We start from the raw sequence: 20,448 nt of genomic DNA, 5'->3' as shown, positions 1-20,448 counted from the left end.
GATGAGCGGGTTGTTTGAGGATTTTCGGAGCGAATTCAATAAGCCCAACAATACGTTGGTGCAGTTGATACTAATTAACACTGTCGTATTTCTGGTGCTGTTGATAGCAAAGGTAAGCCTGACCATGGCCGAACGGTCAGGCCTATATATCATCATGGAAGAGCAACTAATGATGCCCGGTGAGGTAAATGCATTTCTGCATAAGCCCTGGACATTAATTACTTACTTTTTTACGCACAACGATATTTTACATATTCTCTACAACATGCTGTTTCTTTACTGGTTCGGCAAACTGATTGATGAATATTTAGGCAATCGTCGCCTGATCGGTTTGTACATTATGGGGGGAATCGCAGGTGGGTTAGTTTTTCTGGCCATGTATAACCTGGTACCCTATTTTCAGAACCGGGATACCGTACCAATGCTTGGCGCTTCAGCGGCAGCCTTTTCAGTAGCTGTAGGTGCTGCCACTTTACTGCCAAATTACACGTTCCATTTACTCTTTTTTGGCCCTGTTCGTATAAAATATATCGTTTTCTTTTTCATTGTTCTTTCAATCGCTCAATCGGCGGGTGCCAATGCAGGAGGAAATTTAGCTCACTTAGGTGGTGCTTTGATGGGCTTTACGTACGTTAAGTTATTGCAGAATGGCACTGATCTGGGGCGACCTATCTATTGGTTAGCCGATGGCTGGAACAATTTATTTCGTCCTAAACCAGCGGTGAAAGTATCTTATCGCCAACGTAGCAGCACCAGTGCTCAAACCAGCGCTTACGCAACATCAGGTAGTTCTTCATCGGCTATTTCAACCCCTGATCAGGATGAAGTTGATACGATTCTGGATAAAATTTCACGTTCCGGCTATGAGAGCCTGACGCGTGAAGAAAAACAAAAGCTCTTTCGGGCCAGTCAGCGGAATTAATTTCATTCCTCTAAAAATCTAAGCCCTTAGGCGTCTACGTATATCTACAGGCGCCTAAGGGCTTAGATTTTTTATAATTGTCGAAAAAATATAGTAGTTTCGCCATTTCAATGCAGCGGGCGATTTGCCAAATGAAACATTGTATTTTGTACGTGTGTTGTTGTAAGACAGACGTTTATCTGCTACCATCATGCTGATTACCCCGGGTGGCCTTTTGGCCACAATTAACACTCCCGACGATCTTCGTAAACTCGATAAATCCCGCTTGCCTCAGGTTGCCGATGAACTTCGGCAGTTCATTATTGACGACGTATCGGTCTATGGTGGCCACTTCGGGGCCAGCCTTGGTGTAGTTGAACTAACAGTTGCTCTCCACTACGTATTCAATACGCCCGACGATCAATTGGTGTGGGATGTGGGTCATCAGGCTTATGGGCATAAAATCCTCACCGGTCGTCGTGACCAGTTTCACACAAATCGCTTTTACAAGGGTCTTTCAGGTTTTCCGAAACGAAAAGAAAGCCCATATGATTCGTTTGGGGTTGGACACTCCTCTACCTCTATTTCGGCAGCATTAGGTATGGCTGTAGCGTCGCAGTTACAAGGTCATCCAAAACGAAATCACATTGCTGTTATTGGTGACGGAGCCATGACCGCCGGAGAAGCCTTCGAAGGCATGAACCACGCGGGTGCTACAGACAGCAATCTGCTCATCGTGCTGAACGATAATTGCATGAGCATCGACCCTAACGTAGGCGCCCTGCGTGAATACCTGACCGATATTACTACGTCACAGACCTATAATAAGGTGAAGGATGAGGTCTGGAATTTGCTGGGTAAAATGGATAAACTTGGCAAGACCGCTCAGGAACTGGTTTCTCAGGTACAGTCGGGAATTAAAAGCTCGCTGCTCGAACAAAGCAATTTATTTGAATCATTGCACCTACGGTATTTTGGCCCAATTGACGGCCATGATATTGACCATTTAGTAAGCGTTCTCGACGATCTTAAAAATATTCCGGGGCCAAAGTTGTTGCACGTTCTGACCGTGAAAGGCAAGGGGTATGCGCCGGCTGAAAAAGATCAGACGAAGTGGCATGCACCTGGTTTGTTCGACAAGGTGACGGGCGTTATCCAGAAGAAAATCTATGATACGCCCCAACCGCCCAAATATCAGGATGTATTCGGAAATACATTGGTTGAACTGGCCGAGCAAAACCTCCACATTGTGGGTGTAACACCGGCTATGCCATCGGGGTCGTCAATGAATCTTATGATGAAAGCTATGCCTAAGCGGGCCTTCGATGTAGGTATTGCCGAACAACATGCCGTTACATTCTCGGCAGGAATGGCTACCCAGGGCGAAGTTGTCTTCTGTAACATCTATTCGACGTTTATGCAACGGGCTTACGACCAGGTCATTCATGACGTATGTATTCAGGAGTTACCAGTTATCTTCTGCCTTGATCGGGCTGGATTCGCAGGATCCGATGGACCAACGCATCACGGAGCCTATGATCTGGCCTACATGCGCTGTATTCCGAATATGATCGTGGCCGCACCGATGAACGAACAGGAACTGCGGAATATGATGTTCACAGCCCAGTCCGACGAGATTCAACAAGGGAAAAATGCCTTTACGATACGTTACCCGCGTGGAGAAGGGGTAATGCCCAACTGGCGAACGCCATTTGAAAAACAAATCGTTGGTAAAGGCCGCCTGATTGCGGATGGCGAGAACGTAGCAATTCTGACGATTGGTCATATAGGTAACTACGCTGTTCAGGCTACACAAATGCTGATTAAAGAGGGTATTCGACCCGCTCACTTTGATATGCGGTATGTGAAACCATTGGACGAAGAACTACTCCACCAGATTTTTAGCCGATTCGACCGTGTTTTAACGGTTGAAGATGGTTGTATAATGGGTGGTTTCGGCAGTGCGGTTTTGGAATTTATGGCCAATCATGGTTACATGGCCCGCGTCAAACGGTTAGGTATTCCCGATGCGGTTGTTGAGCATGGTGAGCAAATTGAACTACATCACGAGTGTGGTTTCGATCCAGAGGGTATTGCTTCGGCCGTTCGTGAATTGCTATTTTCGGGCCGGGCGGTAACGGTTTGATAGAGAATATTTTTAACAGGATTACAGGATTATATAGGATAAAGCAGAATCCTTGTAATCTTGTAATCCTGTTTGTTTTTTTAGAGGATTATGAAAGTTTTCAAATTTGGCGGAGCATCCGTAAAAGATGCTGATGGCGTTCGGAATCTGGCCGAGATCATACGAACACAAGGTCAAAATGTCGTGGTAGTTATTTCTGCAATGGGTAAAACAACCAATGCCCTGGAAGAAATCGTTCGAAGCTATATGCAGGCGAAAAAGTTTCAAAGTCAGTTAGAAGCTCTCCGAACGTATCATACAGACATTATGGATGAACTTGAAGGTGATTTTTCCGATGTTCATCAGACGTTCGCTCACCTTGAATCTTACTTATCTCATCCTCCCGCTACTTCCTACGACGAAGTTTATGATCAGCTCGTATCCCTGGGCGAATTACTTTCTACACAAATTGTTGCGGCTTATTTAACACAAACCGGCCTACCGGCCCGCTGGCTCGATGCCCGGGAATTGATCCGTACTGATGCAACGTTTCGTGAAGGCCGGGTTGATTGGCAGGAGACCCAGCGACGTATCCACAAAGCGGTTACGAAAAAAGGGATTAAGATAACCCAGGGATTCATTGGTCAGACACCTGATAAGCGAACAACTACGCTTGGTCGCGAAGGATCTGATTATACCGCTGCTATTTTCGCTTATTGCCTGAATGCGGAAAGTGTTACCATCTGGAAAGACGTGCCGGGTGTATTGAATGCCGACCCTAAATGGTTCGATGACACTGTGCTCTTAGACAAAATAACGTATCAGGATGCCATTGAATTGGCTTATTACGGGGCAACCGTCATACATCCAAAAACGATTAAACCTCTGCAAAACAAGGCTATACCTCTTTACGTCAAATCATTTCTAAAGCCTGCCGCACCGGGAACCGTCATTGGCAATTACGAACGGCATCTGCTGGTTCCCTCCTTTATTTTCAAGGTGAATCAGGTACTCATTTCACTCCACCCAAACGATTTCTCGTTTATTGCAGAGGATAATTTGAGTCGGATTTTCGGGCGGTTTGCCCAGGCAGGGGTGAAAATAAACCTCATGCAAAATACCGCTATCAGCTTCTCTGTGGTCGTGGATAATAATCCAGATCGCGTTCCGGCGCTGTTAGCCCAGCTTAAACAGGATTTTCGGGTTACTTATAACGAACGCCTGGAACTGATTACAATACGTTACTACGATCAAAGTACAACAGACCGCGTACTGGTTAACAAAAAGCTGCTACTGGAGCAGAAAAGCCGGTATACGGTGCAGCTAGTTGTCAAGGATTTGGGCTAGTATATTTACATTTGTCCCGTTGCCTTTAGGCTGATAACCAGGCCTTAAAGTATTACATTTTCAATTAATATTCTCACTATAAATGAATCGCTACTCCGCATTGCTGGTAACGTTTATTTCCTTATCACTCAGCTCATGTGTAACTGGTCAAGTAACAGATTCAGAGAAGGTTAGCTAGTCTTTTGAAGATTATAAAAGAGCTATTCTAATTTCAAATAGCGATAGTGCTTCTGTAAAAGTTGGCGGTAAAACATTCGAATATTTTCAATATTTACGGGAACATATACTAAATGCTGACCGCAAAGCGCTGGATAGAATTGGGCTTGTAGATAAGATGACTGTGCTTTCCTTTAGAGTGAACCCAGGCATAACGAAATCTAAGTTAGCATCGATGGATGGTAAGTCATTTTTCAAATACGCGGTTAGCTTGGGAGCCCTAAATAGTGCTATTTTAAAAGTGAAAATAGGGGAAGTGAAAATTTCTGGTGATCAGGCAGAAGGCACTATCGTAATGAGTGATAGATCAATGCCGCCAAATTTATATTATCGTTTCGTTAAAGAAGGTGGAAATTGGAAGTTTGACTTTACATCAACACTACCTATACTTTTTGGTATTTTATCGGTTGCAATCAACCAAGCTAATAAAAGTGAAGATGATTTTGTTACCGAAGTTACTGAGAAAAACTTGGGAGCTAAATTACCACAAAAGGTATGGGAGCCTTTATAACTGTTTCTATAGTGAATAAAATATAGCATTTCTATGCATTACGGCTATTTCAATGGCACCATTGCGCCTACAGAGCAGCTTGCGGTGGGCATTACAGACCTTAGCTTACTTCGTGGCTATGGTCTTTTCGATTACTTCCTGACGTACAACAGCCGCCCCTTTCAATGGGATTGGTACTGGGAACGGTTTCAGAACTCGGCCTCACGGATGCACTTGCCACTGCCACTTGGCAAAGATGAAACCTATGCCGTTGTCATAAATTTGATCGAACGTAGCGGTGGAGCGGACGTAGCATTTCGGTTTGTACTGACAGGCGGATATTCGGCCGATAGTATTAGCATCGAACGACCCAATCTGCTTATTCTGGCGGAATCGATTCATCCTACTCCTCTTATTCAATATGAACAGGGTATCAAAGTAATTCTGGATGAATACGTCCGGGAGATGGCCGAAGTAAAAAGCACTGATTATAAGCGTGTTATTCTAATGGCGCAGGCTATTAAATCGGCTGGCGCATCAGACTTGCTGTACCAGAAAGGGGGAGAAATTAGTGAGTTAAGCCGTAGTAATTTCTTTATTGTCAAAGGTGATCGGCTCATCACACCCAGTCGGCATATCCTGCACGGAATCACGCGCCGAACGATTCTGCAATTAGCTCAAAGCGATTTCCAGGTTGAAGAACGCCCGGTGCTACTCTCCGAACTTTATGACGCCGACGAAGCGTTCACGACAAGTTCAACTAAAAAAGTATTACCTATCACCCAAATAGGTGATCTAACCATTGGCAACGGACACGTTGGCCCAAAATCAAAATTTCTGTTAGAGCAGTTTAATGAACTGGTGAAGACCTGGTAATAGACTCGCATATTTTTTAATCACCTCCTTCGTCACTACGTCCTCCTGCCCTATTCGACCGATACAGGGTAAAGCCGTATACTGTAGAATGAAGTCTTCCGATGCCGGAACCGTCGGTCCGTTGAATAAAATGCCTATGAGCGGAATCGAACGATGACGACAGGCTTCAACCGACAGCAAGGTGTGGTTTATACTCCCCAGATAATTTCTGGATACTAACACAACAGGTAAGCCCAGACGTTGAACCAGATCAATATTCAGATCATCATTGTTAAGAGGTACCATCAGTCCACCCGCCAGCTCGATAATCAGTGAATTATTCGTATCAGGTGCGATAATCTTGCTCATATCAATCGTTACGCCATCCAGCGCTGCGGCCGCGTGGGGCGACAATGGCTGCGTTAGCCGATACGCTTCCGGGTGGAAGGCCGACACCGAATTACTCACTAATTGACGTACTGCATTCGTATCAGAATCGGATAAAGCTCCGGACTGAATTGGTTTCCAATAGTCGGCTTGAAGAGCTTCGACCAACACGGCGGATGCGACTGTTTTACCGATTTCGGTGCCAATTCCGGCAACAATTAATTGAAGAGGTAGTGCCATCTATTCTCGTAAACTAGTTTCATTGAACAAGGCTTTTTGCAAAACAGCCAGTAACTGATCTATCTCGGCGGTTGAGTTAAACGCATGAATGCATAAACGCAACCGCTCCTGCCCAGCCGGAACAGTTGGACTTAAAATGGCCCGAACGTCCAGCCCAATACGTTGTGCCTGGTTAGCAACGTATCGAGCCTGCTCATTGCCCGGTGTAATCAAACATTGAATGGGCGATTGGCTGTCCGTCCACGTAGCACCAGGCATTAATTCTCCTGCTTTTTGACGGAAATAATTTAATCGGTCGTGCAGTTGTTGCTGGCTTTCAGACTGCACCTTTATCAGTTGATGCGCACAACGAATGGCCAGAAAACTGTGGGGTGGTAAAGCTGTTGTGTAAATAAACGGGCGCGCAAAATTGATGAGATAATCACGTAGCACAGCCGGACCAACAACAACCGCCCCATGAACGCCCAATCCTTTTCCAAACGTATGAACTCTAGCTAAAACGCGTTTCTGCAAGCCCAATGCAACCACCAATCCTTCACCATGTTCGCCATAAACGCCAGTGGCATGGGCCTCATCGACCAGTAAAGCAGCTCCATAACGATCACAGAGATCAGCCAGACCGAGTAAAGGAGCTAAGTCACCATCCATCGAATAGACCGATTCAACGGCGACGAAAACCTGCCCGTTCGCCTGTTGAAGTTGGCTTTCCAGATCTATCAAATCATTATGTCGAAAACGTCGACGAGTAGCGTAGCTGAGCCGAGCACCGTCAATCATGCTGGCATGAATCAATTCATCTGTCAGTAACGTATCCCCCGCTTTAGGCAGACAAGCCAGTAGGCCAAGATTGGCGTCATAACCAGAATTAAAAACCAGGGCTGCCTCAGTTTGATAAAATACCGCCAACTCCTTTTCAACTTCGTCGGCTAAAGTTGTCTGTCCTGCCAGCAATCGGGATCCGGTCGCCCCACTACGTGCGTTGGTGTGTTCGACATCGGCCTGTTGAATGGCAGCTTTAAGCGCTGACGAACGCGCAAAACCGAGGTAATCGTTGGAGCAAAAATCAACAAGTCCGTCTGACGTTCGGAGTTGTCGTAGTAAACCATTCTGTCGATACGTATCCAGACGCTCTGACAAAAGATGATCAACTAAATGAGTAACAGTAGGCATGGGAACAAAGATAAAACGACCTAGCAGGACAAGGCCTTATTGCCTGCTGATAATGTTGAAAATGTGTGTAAGTATAGGGTTATCCACAATCCCTGTGTGGATAAGTAGCTATAAAGTATAACTTGAATTTAAAATGGGGAAATGTCTCTACACAAAACAATTAAACACATTAAAAAATAATTAGTCACCTGCTGATCTCGAGGACAATTTTACCAAATTGTTTGCCGGCTTCCATTTTCTGAAAGGCTAGTTCGACTTGATTGAGGGAAAAAATTTCGTCGATAATTGGTACAATTTGTTTTTCATTTACAAAAGCAAGCATGTCGGTAAACTCCCGTTCGGTACCCATTGTCGAACCAAAAATAGACAGTTGCTTGAAAAATACACGGGCCGGAACAATGTCGGTAATATTGCCCGTTGTACCGCCAAAAAAAGCAATCCGCCCGCCCGGTGCCGCTACGTCGATTAGTTTGGCGAAGCTTGGCCCCCCAGCACTGTCGATGATAACATCAAAGTAGCCGCTACGTCCTCCGCCCGTTTGAGTCATCAGCGTTTTATGCCAATCTGGCTCGTGATAGTTAACCCCACCTATGGCTCCTAAGGATTTCGCCTTTGTCAGTTTTTCTTCAGATCCAGAAGTTACCCACACTTCTGCTCCGGCGGCTACGGCAAACTGCAACGCAAACAAAGCGGCACCACCACCAATACCCGTAATGAGCACTTTTTCGGGAACAGACGCACCAGACTGGTGTAGCCCGGCACGCGTCATAAGTGCCCGCCAGACGGTTAGGCCCACCAGCGGAAGCGCAGCCGCCTGTTCAAATGACAAATGAGAAGGCTTAGGACAACTATAATTCAGACCGACAGCCACATACTCGGCAAACGTACCGTTATCAGGCATACCTAACATGCGGTAGTCAGGGCCATAGAAATTGGGGTTACTGCCCCAATGCATAGATGGATTGATCACAACCTCATGCCCACGCCAGACGGGATCAACGTCTGCGCCAACTTCAGCCACAACGCCTGCGCCGTCGGAACCCAGAATTACGGGCAGTTTTATGCCTGGATACAAACCCTGCTGAATAAACACATCGCGGTGATTCAGGGCTGCGGCTTTGAGTTTTATAAGCACTTCACCCGGCCCGACGGTGGGCATTGGCGCATCGATAAGCTGAACGGGTTGGTGCTTTTCGGAAAGAAGGACGGCTTTCATGGATGAGTTTTTACGAACGTAATGAATTTGTATCGAAACTTCTGGATTTTACATTTGTCTGACTAACGCCAGCCAAACCATGATAACGTACAGAGAGGCAACTTCTGATGACGCAGAGCAGATTGCCCGGTTGCATAGCCTCAGCTGGCAGCAAAACTACAGAGGTATTTGGAGAGATGAATTTCTAAATGGTTCTGTACTTGAAAATAGACAGCACGTTTGGCAGGAACGGCTGACGCAACCAACAAAAAATCAGCACATTATTGTAGCTGAGTCTGAAAAGACAATTTATGGTTTTGCCTGTATCTACGCTGATAAAGATCCTATCTGGGGAACATTACTCGACAATCTGCACGTTCATGCAACGCAGAAAGGAAAAGGCATTGGCACCTTTCTGATCAAATCGGCAGCCCGCTGGTCCTATCTTAAAAATCCTGAGTCGGGGCTTTATTTATGGGTATTACCACAAAACAGCAACGCCCGAACATTTTACGAGAATTTAGGCGCGACGAATGCTGAGTTGGTTTCCCAGGAATGTCCGGACGGCGGAATTTATCCTAGTTACCGCTACGTATGGTCTGACGTGCTGAAATTGATTTAAATAACAGGGAGAGACACTACCAAAAGTTAAGCAACCAATTATGATTCGGTTTTTCAACGAGGACGTACCGTATAAACTTACCCGGAAACAGGCAACTCGTCAATGGCTTAAACAGCAGGCTGAAGCCGAAGGGTATTCTGTAGGGGATTTAAATTATATTTTCTGTTCCGACGACTACGTTCTGCAAGTGAACCGCGACTACCTGCAACACGATTATTATACAGACATCATTACGTTCGACCAGAGCGAAGAGGATGATAAGTTGGAAGGAGATATTTTCATTAGTGTTGACCGCGTAGCCGACAACGCTCAACAGTTAGGTATTGCGGCCGACCAGGAAATGCGCCGGGTATTGGCGCACGGTATGCTCCATCTCTGCGGCTATGGCGACAAAACCGATGAAGAAGCCGCGCAAATGCGAGCGAAAGAGGAAGAGTGGATGAATCTTCTACCTAATTAACCCGCCGTCATGCCACCATCTAGTTGGATGGCCTGGCCTGTAAAAAAGGCATTCTCGTCGGAACAGAGCCACAAGATTGCCTGGGCAATTTCTTCCGGCTGCCCAAACCGTCCCATTGGGATCATCTTACGCATCCGTTCTTCCATGCTTGGTGCAGTGCTGATTAGTCCGTCGACCATGGTAGAGTGCGTATACGCTGGACAAACGGCATTGATCCGTATGTTTTGCCGAACGTATTCCAGCGCGGCAGTCTTAGTTAACCCAATTACGGCATGTTTAGAGGCACTATAGGGCGCTCCCATCGGCATCCCCCGGACACCCGCAATGCTGGATACGTTCACAATACGACCACCGGCAGGACGGCGTTTCCCTACATTATTTTCGGATTGTGGGCCATTCTCCTTTTGGGTTAACATCTGGCGAATCTGGGCCTGCATACCATAAAATACGCCCCCAATATTCACCGCCATCATCTGATTAAAATCCTGTGATGTCTGGTCTAGTAATCGGCCAAACTTGCCACCGATACCCGCATTGTTGATGCCAATATCCAAACGTCCATACGTAGCAACCGTCTGATGAACAGCGGCATCAATCTGCTCGAATTCTGCTACGTTGCAGGCTACGAATAAGGCATCACCACCTGATTCCTGAATTTGCTCAACAGTATCGCGCCCACTTGCTTCGTTTATGTCAGCAACAACGACCCACGCTCCAGCTTTGGCAAACGCAATAGCCGTTGCCCGACCAATACCCGAACCAGCACCGGTAATGAAGGCAACCTGGTTAGTGAAATTCGCCATAAAAAAGGACTTAATGCCACCTAAAATACAAACCCTGTTTTTGTCATCCAAGATAACAAAAACAGGTCTATATGTCTGACTGAAATTGGTTTACTCCAGGCCGAAGGCCGATAAGGTCACAAATTCGCTGACCCGCGCCTGAATTTCCTGCTCCGTCAAGTTCATTATCCGTTCAGCGCCGAATTTTTCAACACAGAACGACGCCATTGCCGAACCGTAAATAATGGCTCGTTTCATATTCTCGAATGAGATATCATCCGTTTTAGCCAAATGGCCGATAAAACCTCCTGCAAACGTATCACCCGCGCCCGTTGGATCGAATACTTCTTCGAGCGGCAACGCTGGGGCAAAGAAGACTTGATTTTCGCTGAACAGCAGGGCACCATGTTCTCCTTTCTTGATAATGACCGTTTTAGGCCCCATTGTCCGGATTTTAGCCGCAGCCCGTACTAATGAATATTCGCGGGTTAATTGCCGGGCTTCTTCGTCGTTTACCACCAGTACGTCCACCAGTGTAAGCAGGCTCATCAAATCGGGATTAGCGATTTCGATCCAGAGATTCATGGTGTCAAGCACAATGAGTTTCGGGCGTTTGTGAAGCCGCTCAATCACCATCTGTTGAATAGCCGGTGCGGTATTTCCCAGCATCAGATACTCACAATCCTGATACGACTCGGGAACGACCGGATCAAAATCTTCCATTACGTTCAACTGCACTTCCACCGTATCGCGGGTGTTCATGTCGTTGTGGTACTTACCCGACCAGAAAAATGTCTTCTCTCCTACCCGAACTTGCAGTCCCTCGGTATTGACACCGTGCTGATTGAGATCGTCAATCATGGTTTGTGGAAAATCGTCACCCACAACGGCAACCAGATTATTCTCTTTCGTAAAATACGATGCTGAAAGCGTGATGTAGGTGGCGGCCCCACCGATAATTTTGTCGGTTTTGCCGAACGGGGTTTCCAGCGCGTCAAACGCCACGGAACCAACAGTTAGTAGACTCATTGTAAGAAGTTTTCTGTTTACGATTTACGGTTTTCTGTTGGCTACTTATCAGCTAGTAGAAAACAAATACTTACTTTCTCCGCCCAATGACGGGGCATCGTTTAAAGGGTTTTGTTTGATCAAATAAATACCGATACGTTACGTGTGTCTTGACAATTTTTGATCCTAATTGGCTGACGAAACGTACCATTATTGGATTGAAATCACCAACCCAGTTCATCTCCAGTTCAGTATACTGAAAGTTTGGATTGTGGTCGGCTTCGTGCGGCATTCGTAGCGCGATAGCCGCTTCAACGCCTTTTCCCTGATGTTCCGGTGCTACACCAAATACTACCCCAAAGGCTTTATGATTGGTTTTCAATAATACGTGCCACAGAAATTTCAACTTACCAATCAGATTGAGTTTCCCATTAACGTGCTTGAATATCTGGTTCAATTCGGGCAGGCAAACAAAAAAAGCGACCGGCTCATCGTGATAATAAGCGAAGTAGATGATTTTTTCGTCAATGACAGGTTTTAATTTCTGCATCAAGACCTGCGCCTGTGCTGCCGACATCTCCTTAACCCCACTATGACCACCCCAGGCTGCGTTGTAAATATGCCGAAATTGTTCGGCCGCCTGCGGAAGCTGTTTTTTATCAATCGTTCGGAAACTGTAGTCAGGGTTCTGGTAGATACGTTGAGCCCGTTCTTTTACCGCCTGCGACATATCGACCAGTTTGGCCCAGGTTGTTGGGATACCGAACGTGAACTGTTTGAAGTAGTCTTTGAAGCCGTAGTTCTCAAAAAAAGGAATGTAATACGGCTTGGTGTAGGGCATACAATAGTTTGGTTCCCGATCAAACCCGTCCACTAATAATCCCCACCAACGGTCGCGGTCGCCGAAATTGATAGGGCCGTCCATCGCTTCCATGCCTTTGTTCCGGAGCCATTTTTTAGCCATATCGAACAGCATAAACGCAGCTGCCTGATCGTCGATGCATTCAAAAAAGCCGGCCCCGCCCGTGGGTTGGTCGTTATCGAGGTTCGCAATTTCGTGGTCGACAAAAACCGCAATACGTCCGATTGTTTCTTTTTTGTCGTTTACCAGCAAATACCGAACGCACTCACCGTGTTCGAACCGTTTGTTGCGAGCCGGATCGAACACTTCCTCAACGTCGGTATCCAACGGCCGAATCCAACACGTATCGTTCCGATAAAGTCGTACGGGAAACTGAACAAATTCTCTCTGATACTGGGCGTTTGCGCCTACTTCCACTACCTGCATTATAGAACCTGAGCGGGTCAATACTTAAAACAAAACGCGAATATAACCAAAACCACCCGGGCAGCGTAGGCGGGCTACCGTTTTCCGCCGAACAATCCGTAACTTCGCCTTCATGAACAGGATCATTTCTGCCAGGCTGACAAAGGAACTGTATGCTTCGACAGCTCGCTATTGCCGCTGAACGCTTATACTCGCTCACAAATGCCAATCAGGCAGGTTAATTCCTTTATCAGTATCCGAAACAGTCAATCAAGCAATGCAACCGCTTCATTTATACAATACGCTTTCCCGAAAAAAAGAACTGTTCGAACCGCTCAATGCACCCTATGTAGGCATGTATGTTTGCGGCCCGACGGTCTATAATTATGTTCACCTTGGCAACGTTCGTACGTTTCTTACCTTCGATACACTCTATCGATATCTGACATTTATCGGCTATAAGGTTCGCTACGTTCGTAACCTGACGGACGTTGGCCATCTGGTTGGCGATGGGGATGAAGGCGAAGACAAAATCGGACGAATGGCGAAGCTGGAGAAGGTGGAGCCAATGGAAATTGTGCAGCGCTTCACGAATGATTTTCATACCGTGATGGCGCAGTTCAATACGTTCCCGCCAAGCATCGAACCAACCGCAACGGGCCACATGGTGGAGCAGATTGAAGCCGTACAGGCTTTATTGTCAAAAGAACTCGCCTACGAATCGAACGGGTCCGTTTATTTTGATATTGAAACCTACAATCAGCGGGGTGGAAACTACGGAAAACTTTCCGGCCGGATTCTGGAAGATTTGCTGAATGATACCCGCGAACTGGACGGTCAGTCGGAAAAGCGCAACCCGCTTGATTTCGCCATCTGGAAACGGGCAGCTCCTGAACACATTATGCGCTGGAACTCCCCCTGGGGAGAAGGTTTTCCGGGCTGGCATTTAGAGTGCACCTGCATGAGTACCAAATACTTAGGCAAACAGTTCGATATTCACGGTGGTGGAATGGATCTGAAGTTTCCTCACCACGAATGCGAAATTGCCCAGGGTGATGGGCTTACGGGCCATGACCCCGTTCGGTACTGGATGCACTCGAACATGCTGACGGTTAACGGTCAGAAAATGTCGAAGTCACTGGGTAATTCATTCCTGCCGTCTGAATTATTTGCGGGTTCGCACTACTTACTTGAGCAAGCTTACAGCCCCATGACTGTGCGTTTTTTTATGCTTCAGTCGCACTACCGCAGTACGCTCGATTTTTCGAACGATGCGCTTAAAGCGGCTCAGAAAGGCTATCGCCGATTGGCTAATGGCTTACGAGTCATCAAGAGCTTAAGCTATCAAGCGGGTGAAGGAAATGAAGACGAAACGAAGCAACAGGATATTCGGCAGGCGGTTCAACAGTTCTACGAAGCCATGAACGACGACCTCAATACGGCCGTTGGCATTGCCCAATTGTTCACCCTGTTGAAATACATCAATATGCTTTACCTGAACCAGCTTCAGGCATCGGTTCTTGGCGAAGAGGTTTTCAATTTACTCAAAGAGTCGTTTATTACGTTCATGCAGGACGTACTGGGTTTAAAAGAAGAAGGCGCAGATAATCAGCCTGTTCTGGAAGGATTGTTAACCTTGTATCGAGAGTATAAAGAGCAGCGTCAATACGACAAGGTGGATCAGATTCGTTCCTACTTCAAGGCACAGGGATTGGCAATCAAAGACATGAAACACCAGATCGACTGGGCATATGAAGAATAGAGATCTCACCAGTCTTGAGATTAGCCATAGAAAAAAGCGACTGACTACTTAACCAATACGGGCCAATCTTAGGATTGATCCAGACACATCTGAATGACCAGATCTTTCACGCTTCTCGTACTGGCTTTCCTGCTAAGTTTCAGTGCCTGTAAAACTAAGCAGAACCAGAGTGATACCACGCAAACCACCGAACAACAGGTGCCATTGGTATCAGCTCCGGCATTTGATGCTGATTCGGCATATAGCTATATTGATCGCCAGGTTAAGTTTGGGCCACGTGTCCCTAATACACCCGCCCACATCCAAACAGGCAATTACCTCGCGGCCAAGCTAAAGCAATTTGGTTGTGAGGTCACGGAACAGTCATTTATAGCAACCACCTGGGATGGGAAGAAACTAAACGCCCGTAATATTATTGGCAGTATCAATCCCAAAGCTGCCAAACGTATCGTGCTGGCATCGCACTGGGATTCGCGTCCACACGCTGACCAGGACCCCGACAAAGCCGATCAGACAAAAGCCGTCACCGCAGCTAACGATGGAGCGAGTGGTGTAGGTGTTTTGCTCGAACTGGCACGTAGCATTCAGCAAAGCGACAAGAAGCCAGCGGTTGGCATTGACCTTATTTTCTTCGATGCCGAAGATTGGGGGAACGGCGAAAAAGCAGCAAATGATTTTGAGAAAGAAAGCGGCAATCAATATGATTACATCGGTTTTTGTCTTGGTTCGCGCTACTGGGCCAAGCATTTGCATAAGCCAGGCTATTCGGCATATTACGGTATTTTGCTAGATATGGTTGGTGCGAAAGGCGCTACGTTTGCGAAGGAAGGTCTTTCGATGCAGTTTGCTCCTTCAGTTGTTAATAACGTTTGGCAAACGGCCAGTCGGGTGGGATATAGTCAATATTTTGTTGATACACCCGGTGGTCAAATTACCGATGATCATGTAGCACCAAATACCATTGCGAAGATTCCCATGATTGATATTATTCACACAAATATTGGATCGGGCGGTTTCTTTCCGGCCTGGCACACCGCGGAAGACAACATGAGCAATATTGACCGTGGAACGCTTAAGGCCGTCGGTCAAACACTTTTGCAAGTGCTTTATAACGAACAATGAGTAATGTAGGGGATGGAATGCAACGGCTTTTTCTGGTATCGTTGCTTATGGTAAGTATTTTGGGTTGTAGTTCTGCACCTGACCAGTTTGGTAAGCTTGACCTAAAAAAATGGCGGAGCGACCGGGGCGGATGCAATGGTGTTCGTGCTACGTTAGTACCAGGTTTTAAAGCTGAAGTTCAGAATCTGAAAGGGAAAACAGCCAACACCATTGGCGAATTACTTGGTCGTCCAGACGTCAATCAGATTGCCGACCGGAATCAGAAATTCTACATTTATTTCTTGGAAAAAGGTATTCACTGCGATCAGCCGGGGGGTAAATCAACGAGTCGCTCAGTTGCTATTCGAATGAGCGCTATCGGTTTGGCTACCGAGATTACATTTCAAAATGGGATTCCCTGAGTAACGCGGCTGGGAGCCGCAGTCTGTTGGTACTCATGTAGCGGGTTTCCACCCGCGATAGTTACACGTAAAACTTTTTTCGTTCAATCATTTCCTCCACTACGTCGGGTACCATGTAGCGAATCGACCTGTTTGCGCGGAGACTTTCCCGGATAAAGGTTGCTGAAATATCAAGCAAGGGAGCTTCCACTAATCGAACGTTGGGGTGAGCCTTAAACTGACTCTCAGCCGAGCGCGGACGTGGATATACGTACAGCCCATAGTACTCCAGAATCTTGTCGTAGTTTTTCCAGTTGGTAAACTGCTCCAGGTTGTCTTCGCCCATGATAAGACGAAACGTATGCTGCGGATATTTTTCGCCAAGCCGGATCAACGTATCAATCGTATAACTGGGCTTTGGCATGGAAAATTCGATATTTGTGGCTTTCAGGCGGCTGTTGTCCGCAATAGCGCGTTCGACCATATCGATCCGATCGAATTCATGCAGAAGACTCTTGGTTTTTTTAAAAGGATTTTGTGGTGATACGACAAACCATACCTGCTCCAAATCTGTACTGGTAGCCATCGTATTGGCAATAATCAGATGGCCAACATGGATGGGGTTAAAGGAGCCGAAGAACAAGCCAATTTTCATAACGAATCAAAAGTCAATAGGCATCAGTGTTTGTTATCGACTGATGACTATTGATTTATATTACCGTTCCCTTCGCAGGTACTTTATTTTCCTTCACAAAATCATCAACCAACTTCTGTGCTTTTTTGAGCGATGTTTCGAGATCATCGTTTACCAAAGCGACATCAAACCGGTTTTGAAAGCTCATTTCAAAATGCACTTTAAATAACCGTTTCGATAAGCTTTCTTCAGTCTCAGAGCCACGGCCAATCAGGCGTTGACGTAGCGTTTCTTCATCTGGGACCTTTACAAAAACGGCCAGCGCTTTCTCACCATAATATTCTTTCAGTTTAAGACCTCCCTGAACATCTACATCGAACAGAACATGTTTACCACTGTCCCAAACACGCTGAATCTCCGATTTTAACGTACCATAGAAAGCACCAATATAAACTTCCTCCCACTCGACAAACTCGTTATTATCAATTTTTTCCTTGAATACTTCGGGCGTTAAAAAATAATAGTCTTTGCCATTCTCTTCTGAACGTCCCCGGCGGTCACGCGTGCAGGCTGAAATAGAAAAGCCGAGATTTTCATTCTCGGCCAATAAATGCTTAACAATTGTTGTTTTGCCCGAACCAGAAGGGGCTGAAAAGATAATTAGTTTACCGTCCACGTAGGAAAAAGTGTTGAATGGATAATAAGTTAATTGGGGTAATTAAGGGTGCTTTATACAGCATTCCTTAATTACCCCAATTGCTTTGGTAGCTATTAACTAAAAGTTAGAATACGGGATTTAATCGTTGCCACTAACTGCTCAGGGCAGCATCTTTTTTCTATCCGTTTCGTCAATAATTCCTTCACTTCCTGTTCAAGATGATACATCTCAATACAAGGTTTGCAAGATTCCAGATTTGCTTTCACTCTGGCGAGTTGTTGTTCGGTGGCTTCTCCATCCAGAATCAACTGAATCATCTTCAAACAATCGGCCCGGTGATCGCAATGTTCTTTCATCTCGGGCTTTGTATCGGATGAAGATGATGATGACAACGAGGTTTGCATTGGAAAAATTTTATTTATTCCAAGAATAATAATACCGTTAAGTTATGAGCAGAACCAATTTATACTTAGAAAAAGTTCGGTTTATTCTTCATTTTCTTCTTTGTATCCCATTGAAGATGCGTAATCACGCAATTTTTCTTTCAACAGGTTGCGGGCGCGGTGCAATCGAGACCGAACGGTACCAATAGGAATGTCCAGAATTTTTGCCATTTCCTCATACGTAAACCCTTCGATGTCGCACAAGATAATAACAGTCCGAAAATCCACTGGCAACGAGTTTAAGGCCGTTGCGACTTCATCGCCAATTAAATCAGAAACGGATTCAGCCCGTAGGTCAACCGTGTGTTCAGACTCGGCGTCTTCAGAATTATAAGTCGTTTCGACGTCCTGATAATCTACCTTAGCCGGCTCTTTACTTTTTTTCCGATAATCGTTAATGAAGCTGTTCTTCAGTATCCGAAACAGCCATGCTTTGGCGTTAGTTCCTTGCTCAAAGGACGAAATAAACCGGAATGCCTTCAAATAGGTATCCTGTACGAGATCGTTGGCATCGTCCTCGTCGGTCGTTAGCCGAAAAGCAAAATTGTACATGGAGTCAATGTGTGGCATAAACTCCTTGTTAAAAATTCGATACTTCTGCTCATCGGTATAACCACGAGCGGGTGTGTCGGCCGAGGGCTGTTCGATGGGCTCTCCGTCGGGTAGCAATTGGTCTTCGTCGCGAGTTGGCGTATCTGACATAACTTCGTGTATGGTCGCCATAAAAGTAAGAGTTAATTGCCGTTTACTGTCGGCAATCCTCAACGAATTCAATAATTAGATGGAACTAATCCGCTGAGTTTTGTAAGAGTTGACTGCAAAAACCAATCCTTTGTTTAGCAAAATGGTTTAAAATCATCTCTTTATGACTATTTGGCAGTGAACCTTTACCCATTTGACAACGTTGAAGCCGGTCCGTCACTGTTTGAATTAGCAGTGACGGACCGGCTTTCGTTATGCATTACAGTGTATAAAGAAGTCTTTAGACTACAACAGATTTAAAATACCGTTTCAGCCAGGAGTCGGCTGCCCGCACATGCCAAGCTGCCAGAAACTCTGTTTTTGTCTTTACCAACGTATTAAATACCGTAGTACTCGGTGTCAACGAACCATTTTCAACTGCTTCTTTAATCATAGGTAACGCAAACGTCCGTACCGAACCGTCAGTTGCCAGAACAGCCACCGAGCGATCAAAGAAATCAATCGGTCCGTTTACACGCTCTAGCTGACGACCAATATCCTGTAACATACGCACAGATGCGTCAATTGAGCAGCCGCTGGGCAAGCTATATCCTTCATCTACAGCAACTACCACAAAACGATCTTTAATTACCTGTGCTGATGCCAGCAACGGCTGCCCATGAGCAGCCCATTGACTTAGCGCTGGTTGCAGTGCTTCTTCAACGATTTTCACATCGCTATCCGTAAGTGGGCGGTTCGCCTGATAGACCCAAATACGAGCCGTGTCAGGCAGTTTATCGAAGTCAACGTACATTTTGAATGATGAATTATGAGTGATGAATGATAAACAAGGAATGCATTCGTAACATTCATAATTTACTCAAAGGCCTTGCCCCTGTGCGATGAGTTCCGAGATGTCGAAGACACGTACTGACTCTTCACGATTCTTATTCTTAACGCCATCAGACATCATTGTCATACAAAATGGACAGGCAACCGCAATTGTATCGGCACCCGTGCTAAGCGCTTCTTCAACACGCTCAACATTTACGTCTTTTTTACCTGGCTCTGGCTCTTTAAAATACTGGCCGCCACCAGCCCCGCAACATAATCCATTTGCCCGTACGCGTTTCATTTCGACAAGATCAGCATCCAGTGCCGCCAGAACCTCGCGTGGAACCTCATATACCTTATTGGCGCGACCCAGGTAGCAAGAGTCATGGAACGTAATGCGACGCCCCTTAAACGACTGACCGTCTTTAACCCGAACACGACCTTCATTTATAAGACCCTGCAAAAACTGCGAGTGGTGAATTACTTCGTAGTTACCACCTAATTCAGGATATTCATTCTTGAGTGTATTGAAGCAGTGCGGGCAAGCAGTTACGATTTTCCTGACATTATAGCCATTCAACACCTGAATATTCGACATTGCCTGCATCTGGAACAAAAACTCGTTCCCCGCCCGGCGCGCCGGATCACCGGTACAAGCCTCCTCCGGCCCCAATACAGCGAACTTAATGCCAACATGATTAAGTATACGAACGAAAGCAATAGTTACGCGTTTGTAGCGATCATCGAATGAGCCAGCGCAGCCAACCCAAAACAAAATCTCAGGTTCTTCGCCCAATGCTGCCATGTCGGCCATCGTTGGGACTTTATATGTTTTTTCCGTCATCATCACTTGATATTCAATTCAGGAT

22 protein-coding genes are annotated in these 20,448 nt (G+C 46.0%); 10 read left to right on the top strand and 12 right to left on the bottom strand.

From position 1 onward, the window contains the following. The first annotated feature begins 1 nt into the window (after position 1). The 5 genes from ACYVEA_RS14240 (at position 2) to ACYVEA_RS14220 (ending at position 5,955) form a co-directional block, all read left to right on the top strand. A complete protein-coding gene (locus ACYVEA_RS14240; protein ID WP_461114118.1) occupies positions 2–922 on the top strand; it encodes a rhomboid family intramembrane serine protease in 921 nt (306 codons plus the stop codon). A 190-nt stretch (positions 923–1,112) separates the two neighbouring features. Beyond that, a complete protein-coding gene (dxs, locus tag ACYVEA_RS14235; protein ID WP_461114117.1) occupies positions 1,113–3,047 on the top strand; it encodes a 1-deoxy-D-xylulose-5-phosphate synthase in 1,935 nt (644 codons plus the stop codon). Between the two features lie 90 nt (positions 3,048–3,137). Then, positions 3,138–4,373: an aspartate kinase gene (locus tag ACYVEA_RS14230; RefSeq protein ID WP_461114116.1), complete on the top strand. Its 1,236-nt coding sequence runs from the start codon at positions 3,138–3,140 to the stop codon at positions 4,371–4,373. Positions 4,374–4,707: 334 nt separating this feature from the next. Beyond that, positions 4,708–5,100 carry a hypothetical protein gene (locus ACYVEA_RS14225; protein ID WP_461114115.1) on the top strand — a complete coding sequence of 131 codons (393 nt, stop codon included), beginning with the start codon at positions 4,708–4,710 and terminating at the stop codon, positions 5,098–5,100. 33 nt (positions 5,101–5,133) lie between these two features. Next, positions 5,134–5,955, top strand: a complete 822-nt coding sequence (locus ACYVEA_RS14220) for an aminotransferase class IV (RefSeq protein ID WP_461114114.1) — start codon at positions 5,134–5,136, stop codon at positions 5,953–5,955. On the opposite strand, the gene bioD is transcribed toward ACYVEA_RS14220, so the two are convergent. The 3 genes from bioD to ACYVEA_RS14205 all read right to left on the bottom strand — a co-directional run bounded on the left by bioD (position 5,920) and on the right by ACYVEA_RS14205 (position 8,947). Next, positions 5,920–6,561: a dethiobiotin synthase gene (gene bioD, locus ACYVEA_RS14215; RefSeq protein ID WP_461114113.1), complete on the bottom strand. Its 642-nt coding sequence runs from the start codon at positions 6,559–6,561 to the stop codon at positions 5,920–5,922. The two genes, ACYVEA_RS14220 and bioD, sit on opposite strands and share 36 nt — an antisense overlap. After that, entirely contained in the window at positions 6,562–7,731 is a 1,170-nt protein-coding gene (locus ACYVEA_RS14210; protein ID WP_461114112.1) for an aminotransferase class I/II-fold pyridoxal phosphate-dependent enzyme, read from the bottom strand. A gap of 184 nt (positions 7,732–7,915) precedes the next feature. Further along, complete coding sequence (locus ACYVEA_RS14205; RefSeq protein WP_461114111.1) at positions 7,916–8,947, bottom strand: zinc-binding dehydrogenase; 1,032 nt, start codon at positions 8,945–8,947, stop codon at positions 7,916–7,918. A 79-nt stretch (positions 8,948–9,026) separates the two neighbouring features. Between ACYVEA_RS14205 and ACYVEA_RS14200 the strand changes: the two genes are divergently transcribed. Both ACYVEA_RS14200 and ybeY read left to right on the top strand, forming a co-directional pair. After that, on the top strand, positions 9,027–9,548 hold the full coding sequence (locus tag ACYVEA_RS14200; protein ID WP_461114110.1) for a GNAT family N-acetyltransferase: 522 nt from the start codon (positions 9,027–9,029) through the stop codon (positions 9,546–9,548). 40 nt (positions 9,549–9,588) lie between these two features. Then, positions 9,589–10,008: an rRNA maturation RNase YbeY gene (ybeY, locus tag ACYVEA_RS14195; protein WP_461114109.1), complete on the top strand. Its 420-nt coding sequence runs from the start codon at positions 9,589–9,591 to the stop codon at positions 10,006–10,008. Here ybeY and ACYVEA_RS14190 read toward each other — a convergent pair. The 3 genes from ACYVEA_RS14190 to ACYVEA_RS14180 form a co-directional block, all read right to left on the bottom strand. Further along, complete coding sequence (locus tag ACYVEA_RS14190) at positions 10,005–10,811, bottom strand: SDR family NAD(P)-dependent oxidoreductase (RefSeq protein WP_461114108.1); 807 nt, start codon at positions 10,809–10,811, stop codon at positions 10,005–10,007. The genes ybeY and ACYVEA_RS14190 overlap by 4 nt on opposite strands. A gap of 90 nt (positions 10,812–10,901) precedes the next feature. After that, a complete protein-coding gene (locus tag ACYVEA_RS14185) occupies positions 10,902–11,819 on the bottom strand; it encodes a PfkB family carbohydrate kinase (protein WP_461114107.1) in 918 nt (305 codons plus the stop codon). Positions 11,820–11,889: 70 nt separating this feature from the next. After that, positions 11,890–13,086 (bottom strand): hypothetical protein, encoded by a 1,197-nt coding sequence (locus ACYVEA_RS14180; RefSeq protein WP_461114106.1) that lies wholly within the window; start codon positions 13,084–13,086, stop codon positions 11,890–11,892. A 256-nt stretch (positions 13,087–13,342) separates the two neighbouring features. On the opposite strand from ACYVEA_RS14180, the gene cysS reads away from it, so the two are divergent. The 3 genes from cysS (at position 13,343) to ACYVEA_RS14165 (ending at position 16,350) form a co-directional block, all read left to right on the top strand. Then, a complete protein-coding gene (gene cysS / locus ACYVEA_RS14175; protein ID WP_461114105.1) occupies positions 13,343–14,827 on the top strand; it encodes a cysteine--tRNA ligase in 1,485 nt (494 codons plus the stop codon). A 93-nt stretch (positions 14,828–14,920) separates the two neighbouring features. Beyond that, positions 14,921–15,949, top strand: coding sequence for a M28 family peptidase (locus ACYVEA_RS14170; RefSeq protein WP_461114104.1), 1,029 nt, complete (start codon positions 14,921–14,923; stop codon positions 15,947–15,949). Between the two features lie 17 nt (positions 15,950–15,966). Next, complete coding sequence (locus ACYVEA_RS14165) at positions 15,967–16,350, top strand: hypothetical protein (protein ID WP_461114591.1); 384 nt, start codon at positions 15,967–15,969, stop codon at positions 16,348–16,350. 61 nt (positions 16,351–16,411) lie between these two features. Here the strand turns inward: ACYVEA_RS14165 and nadD are convergent, their stop codons facing one another. The 6 genes from nadD to ACYVEA_RS14135 form a co-directional block, all read right to left on the bottom strand. Then, on the bottom strand, positions 16,412–16,984 hold the full coding sequence (gene nadD, locus ACYVEA_RS14160; RefSeq protein ID WP_461114103.1) for a nicotinate (nicotinamide) nucleotide adenylyltransferase: 573 nt from the start codon (positions 16,982–16,984) through the stop codon (positions 16,412–16,414). Between the two features lie 55 nt (positions 16,985–17,039). After that, a complete protein-coding gene (gene gmk, locus ACYVEA_RS14155; protein ID WP_461114102.1) occupies positions 17,040–17,639 on the bottom strand; it encodes a guanylate kinase in 600 nt (199 codons plus the stop codon). A 95-nt stretch (positions 17,640–17,734) separates the two neighbouring features. Then, positions 17,735–17,977, bottom strand: coding sequence for a hypothetical protein (locus ACYVEA_RS14150; RefSeq protein ID WP_461114590.1), 243 nt, complete (start codon positions 17,975–17,977; stop codon positions 17,735–17,737). Between the two features lie 129 nt (positions 17,978–18,106). Next, on the bottom strand, positions 18,107–18,787 hold the full coding sequence (locus ACYVEA_RS14145) for a sigma-70 family RNA polymerase sigma factor (RefSeq protein ID WP_245776734.1): 681 nt from the start codon (positions 18,785–18,787) through the stop codon (positions 18,107–18,109). Between the two features lie 259 nt (positions 18,788–19,046). After that, a complete protein-coding gene (locus ACYVEA_RS14140) occupies positions 19,047–19,559 on the bottom strand; it encodes a hypothetical protein (RefSeq protein ID WP_461114101.1) in 513 nt (170 codons plus the stop codon). A gap of 66 nt (positions 19,560–19,625) precedes the next feature. Further along, positions 19,626–20,426, bottom strand: coding sequence for a (Fe-S)-binding protein (locus ACYVEA_RS14135; protein WP_461114100.1), 801 nt, complete (start codon positions 20,424–20,426; stop codon positions 19,626–19,628). Positions 20,427–20,448 lie beyond the last annotated feature (22 nt).

Source organism: Spirosoma jeollabukense, from assembly GCF_054777855.1.
This window is presented reverse-complemented; position numbering and strand designations above follow the sequence as displayed.

What these genes read in the sequence shown, in the direction of transcription:
- ACYVEA_RS14240 (WP_461114118.1), top strand. Translation starts at nt 2, where the DNA reads ATGAGCGGGTTGTTTGAGGATTTTCGGAGCGAATTCAATAAGCCCAAC.
- dxs (WP_461114117.1), top strand. Translation starts at nt 1,113, where the DNA reads ATGCTGATTACCCCGGGTGGCCTTTTGGCCACAATTAACACTCCCGAC.
- ACYVEA_RS14230 (WP_461114116.1), top strand. Translation starts at nt 3,138, where the DNA reads ATGAAAGTTTTCAAATTTGGCGGAGCATCCGTAAAAGATGCTGATGGC.
- ACYVEA_RS14225 (WP_461114115.1), top strand. Translation starts at nt 4,708, where the DNA reads ATGACTGTGCTTTCCTTTAGAGTGAACCCAGGCATAACGAAATCTAAG.
- ACYVEA_RS14220 (WP_461114114.1), top strand. Translation starts at nt 5,134, where the DNA reads ATGCATTACGGCTATTTCAATGGCACCATTGCGCCTACAGAGCAGCTT.
- bioD (WP_461114113.1), bottom strand. Translation starts at nt 6,561, where the DNA reads ATGGCACTACCTCTTCAATTAATTGTTGCCGGAATTGGCACCGAAATC.
- ACYVEA_RS14210 (WP_461114112.1), bottom strand. Translation starts at nt 7,731, where the DNA reads ATGCCTACTGTTACTCATTTAGTTGATCATCTTTTGTCAGAGCGTCTG.
- ACYVEA_RS14205 (WP_461114111.1), bottom strand. Translation starts at nt 8,947, where the DNA reads ATGAAAGCCGTCCTTCTTTCCGAAAAGCACCAACCCGTTCAGCTTATC.
- ACYVEA_RS14200 (WP_461114110.1), top strand. Translation starts at nt 9,027, where the DNA reads ATGATAACGTACAGAGAGGCAACTTCTGATGACGCAGAGCAGATTGCC.
- ybeY (WP_461114109.1), top strand. Translation starts at nt 9,589, where the DNA reads ATGATTCGGTTTTTCAACGAGGACGTACCGTATAAACTTACCCGGAAA.
- ACYVEA_RS14190 (WP_461114108.1), bottom strand. Translation starts at nt 10,811, where the DNA reads ATGGCGAATTTCACTAACCAGGTTGCCTTCATTACCGGTGCTGGTTCG.
- ACYVEA_RS14185 (WP_461114107.1), bottom strand. Translation starts at nt 11,819, where the DNA reads ATGAGTCTACTAACTGTTGGTTCCGTGGCGTTTGACGCGCTGGAAACC.
- ACYVEA_RS14180 (WP_461114106.1), bottom strand. Translation starts at nt 13,086, where the DNA reads ATGCAGGTAGTGGAAGTAGGCGCAAACGCCCAGTATCAGAGAGAATTT.
- cysS (WP_461114105.1), top strand. Translation starts at nt 13,343, where the DNA reads ATGCAACCGCTTCATTTATACAATACGCTTTCCCGAAAAAAAGAACTG.
- ACYVEA_RS14170 (WP_461114104.1), top strand. Translation starts at nt 14,921, where the DNA reads ATGACCAGATCTTTCACGCTTCTCGTACTGGCTTTCCTGCTAAGTTTC.
- ACYVEA_RS14165 (WP_461114591.1), top strand. Translation starts at nt 15,967, where the DNA reads ATGCAACGGCTTTTTCTGGTATCGTTGCTTATGGTAAGTATTTTGGGT.
- nadD (WP_461114103.1), bottom strand. Translation starts at nt 16,984, where the DNA reads ATGAAAATTGGCTTGTTCTTCGGCTCCTTTAACCCCATCCATGTTGGC.
- ACYVEA_RS14150 (WP_461114590.1), bottom strand. Translation starts at nt 17,977, where the DNA reads ATGAAAGAACATTGCGATCACCGGGCCGATTGTTTGAAGATGATTCAG.
- ACYVEA_RS14145 (WP_245776734.1), bottom strand. Translation starts at nt 18,787, where the DNA reads ATGGCGACCATACACGAAGTTATGTCAGATACGCCAACTCGCGACGAA.
- ACYVEA_RS14140 (WP_461114101.1), bottom strand. Translation starts at nt 19,559, where the DNA reads ATGTACGTTGACTTCGATAAACTGCCTGACACGGCTCGTATTTGGGTC.
- ACYVEA_RS14135 (WP_461114100.1), bottom strand. Translation starts at nt 20,426, where the DNA reads ATGATGACGGAAAAAACATATAAAGTCCCAACGATGGCCGACATGGCA.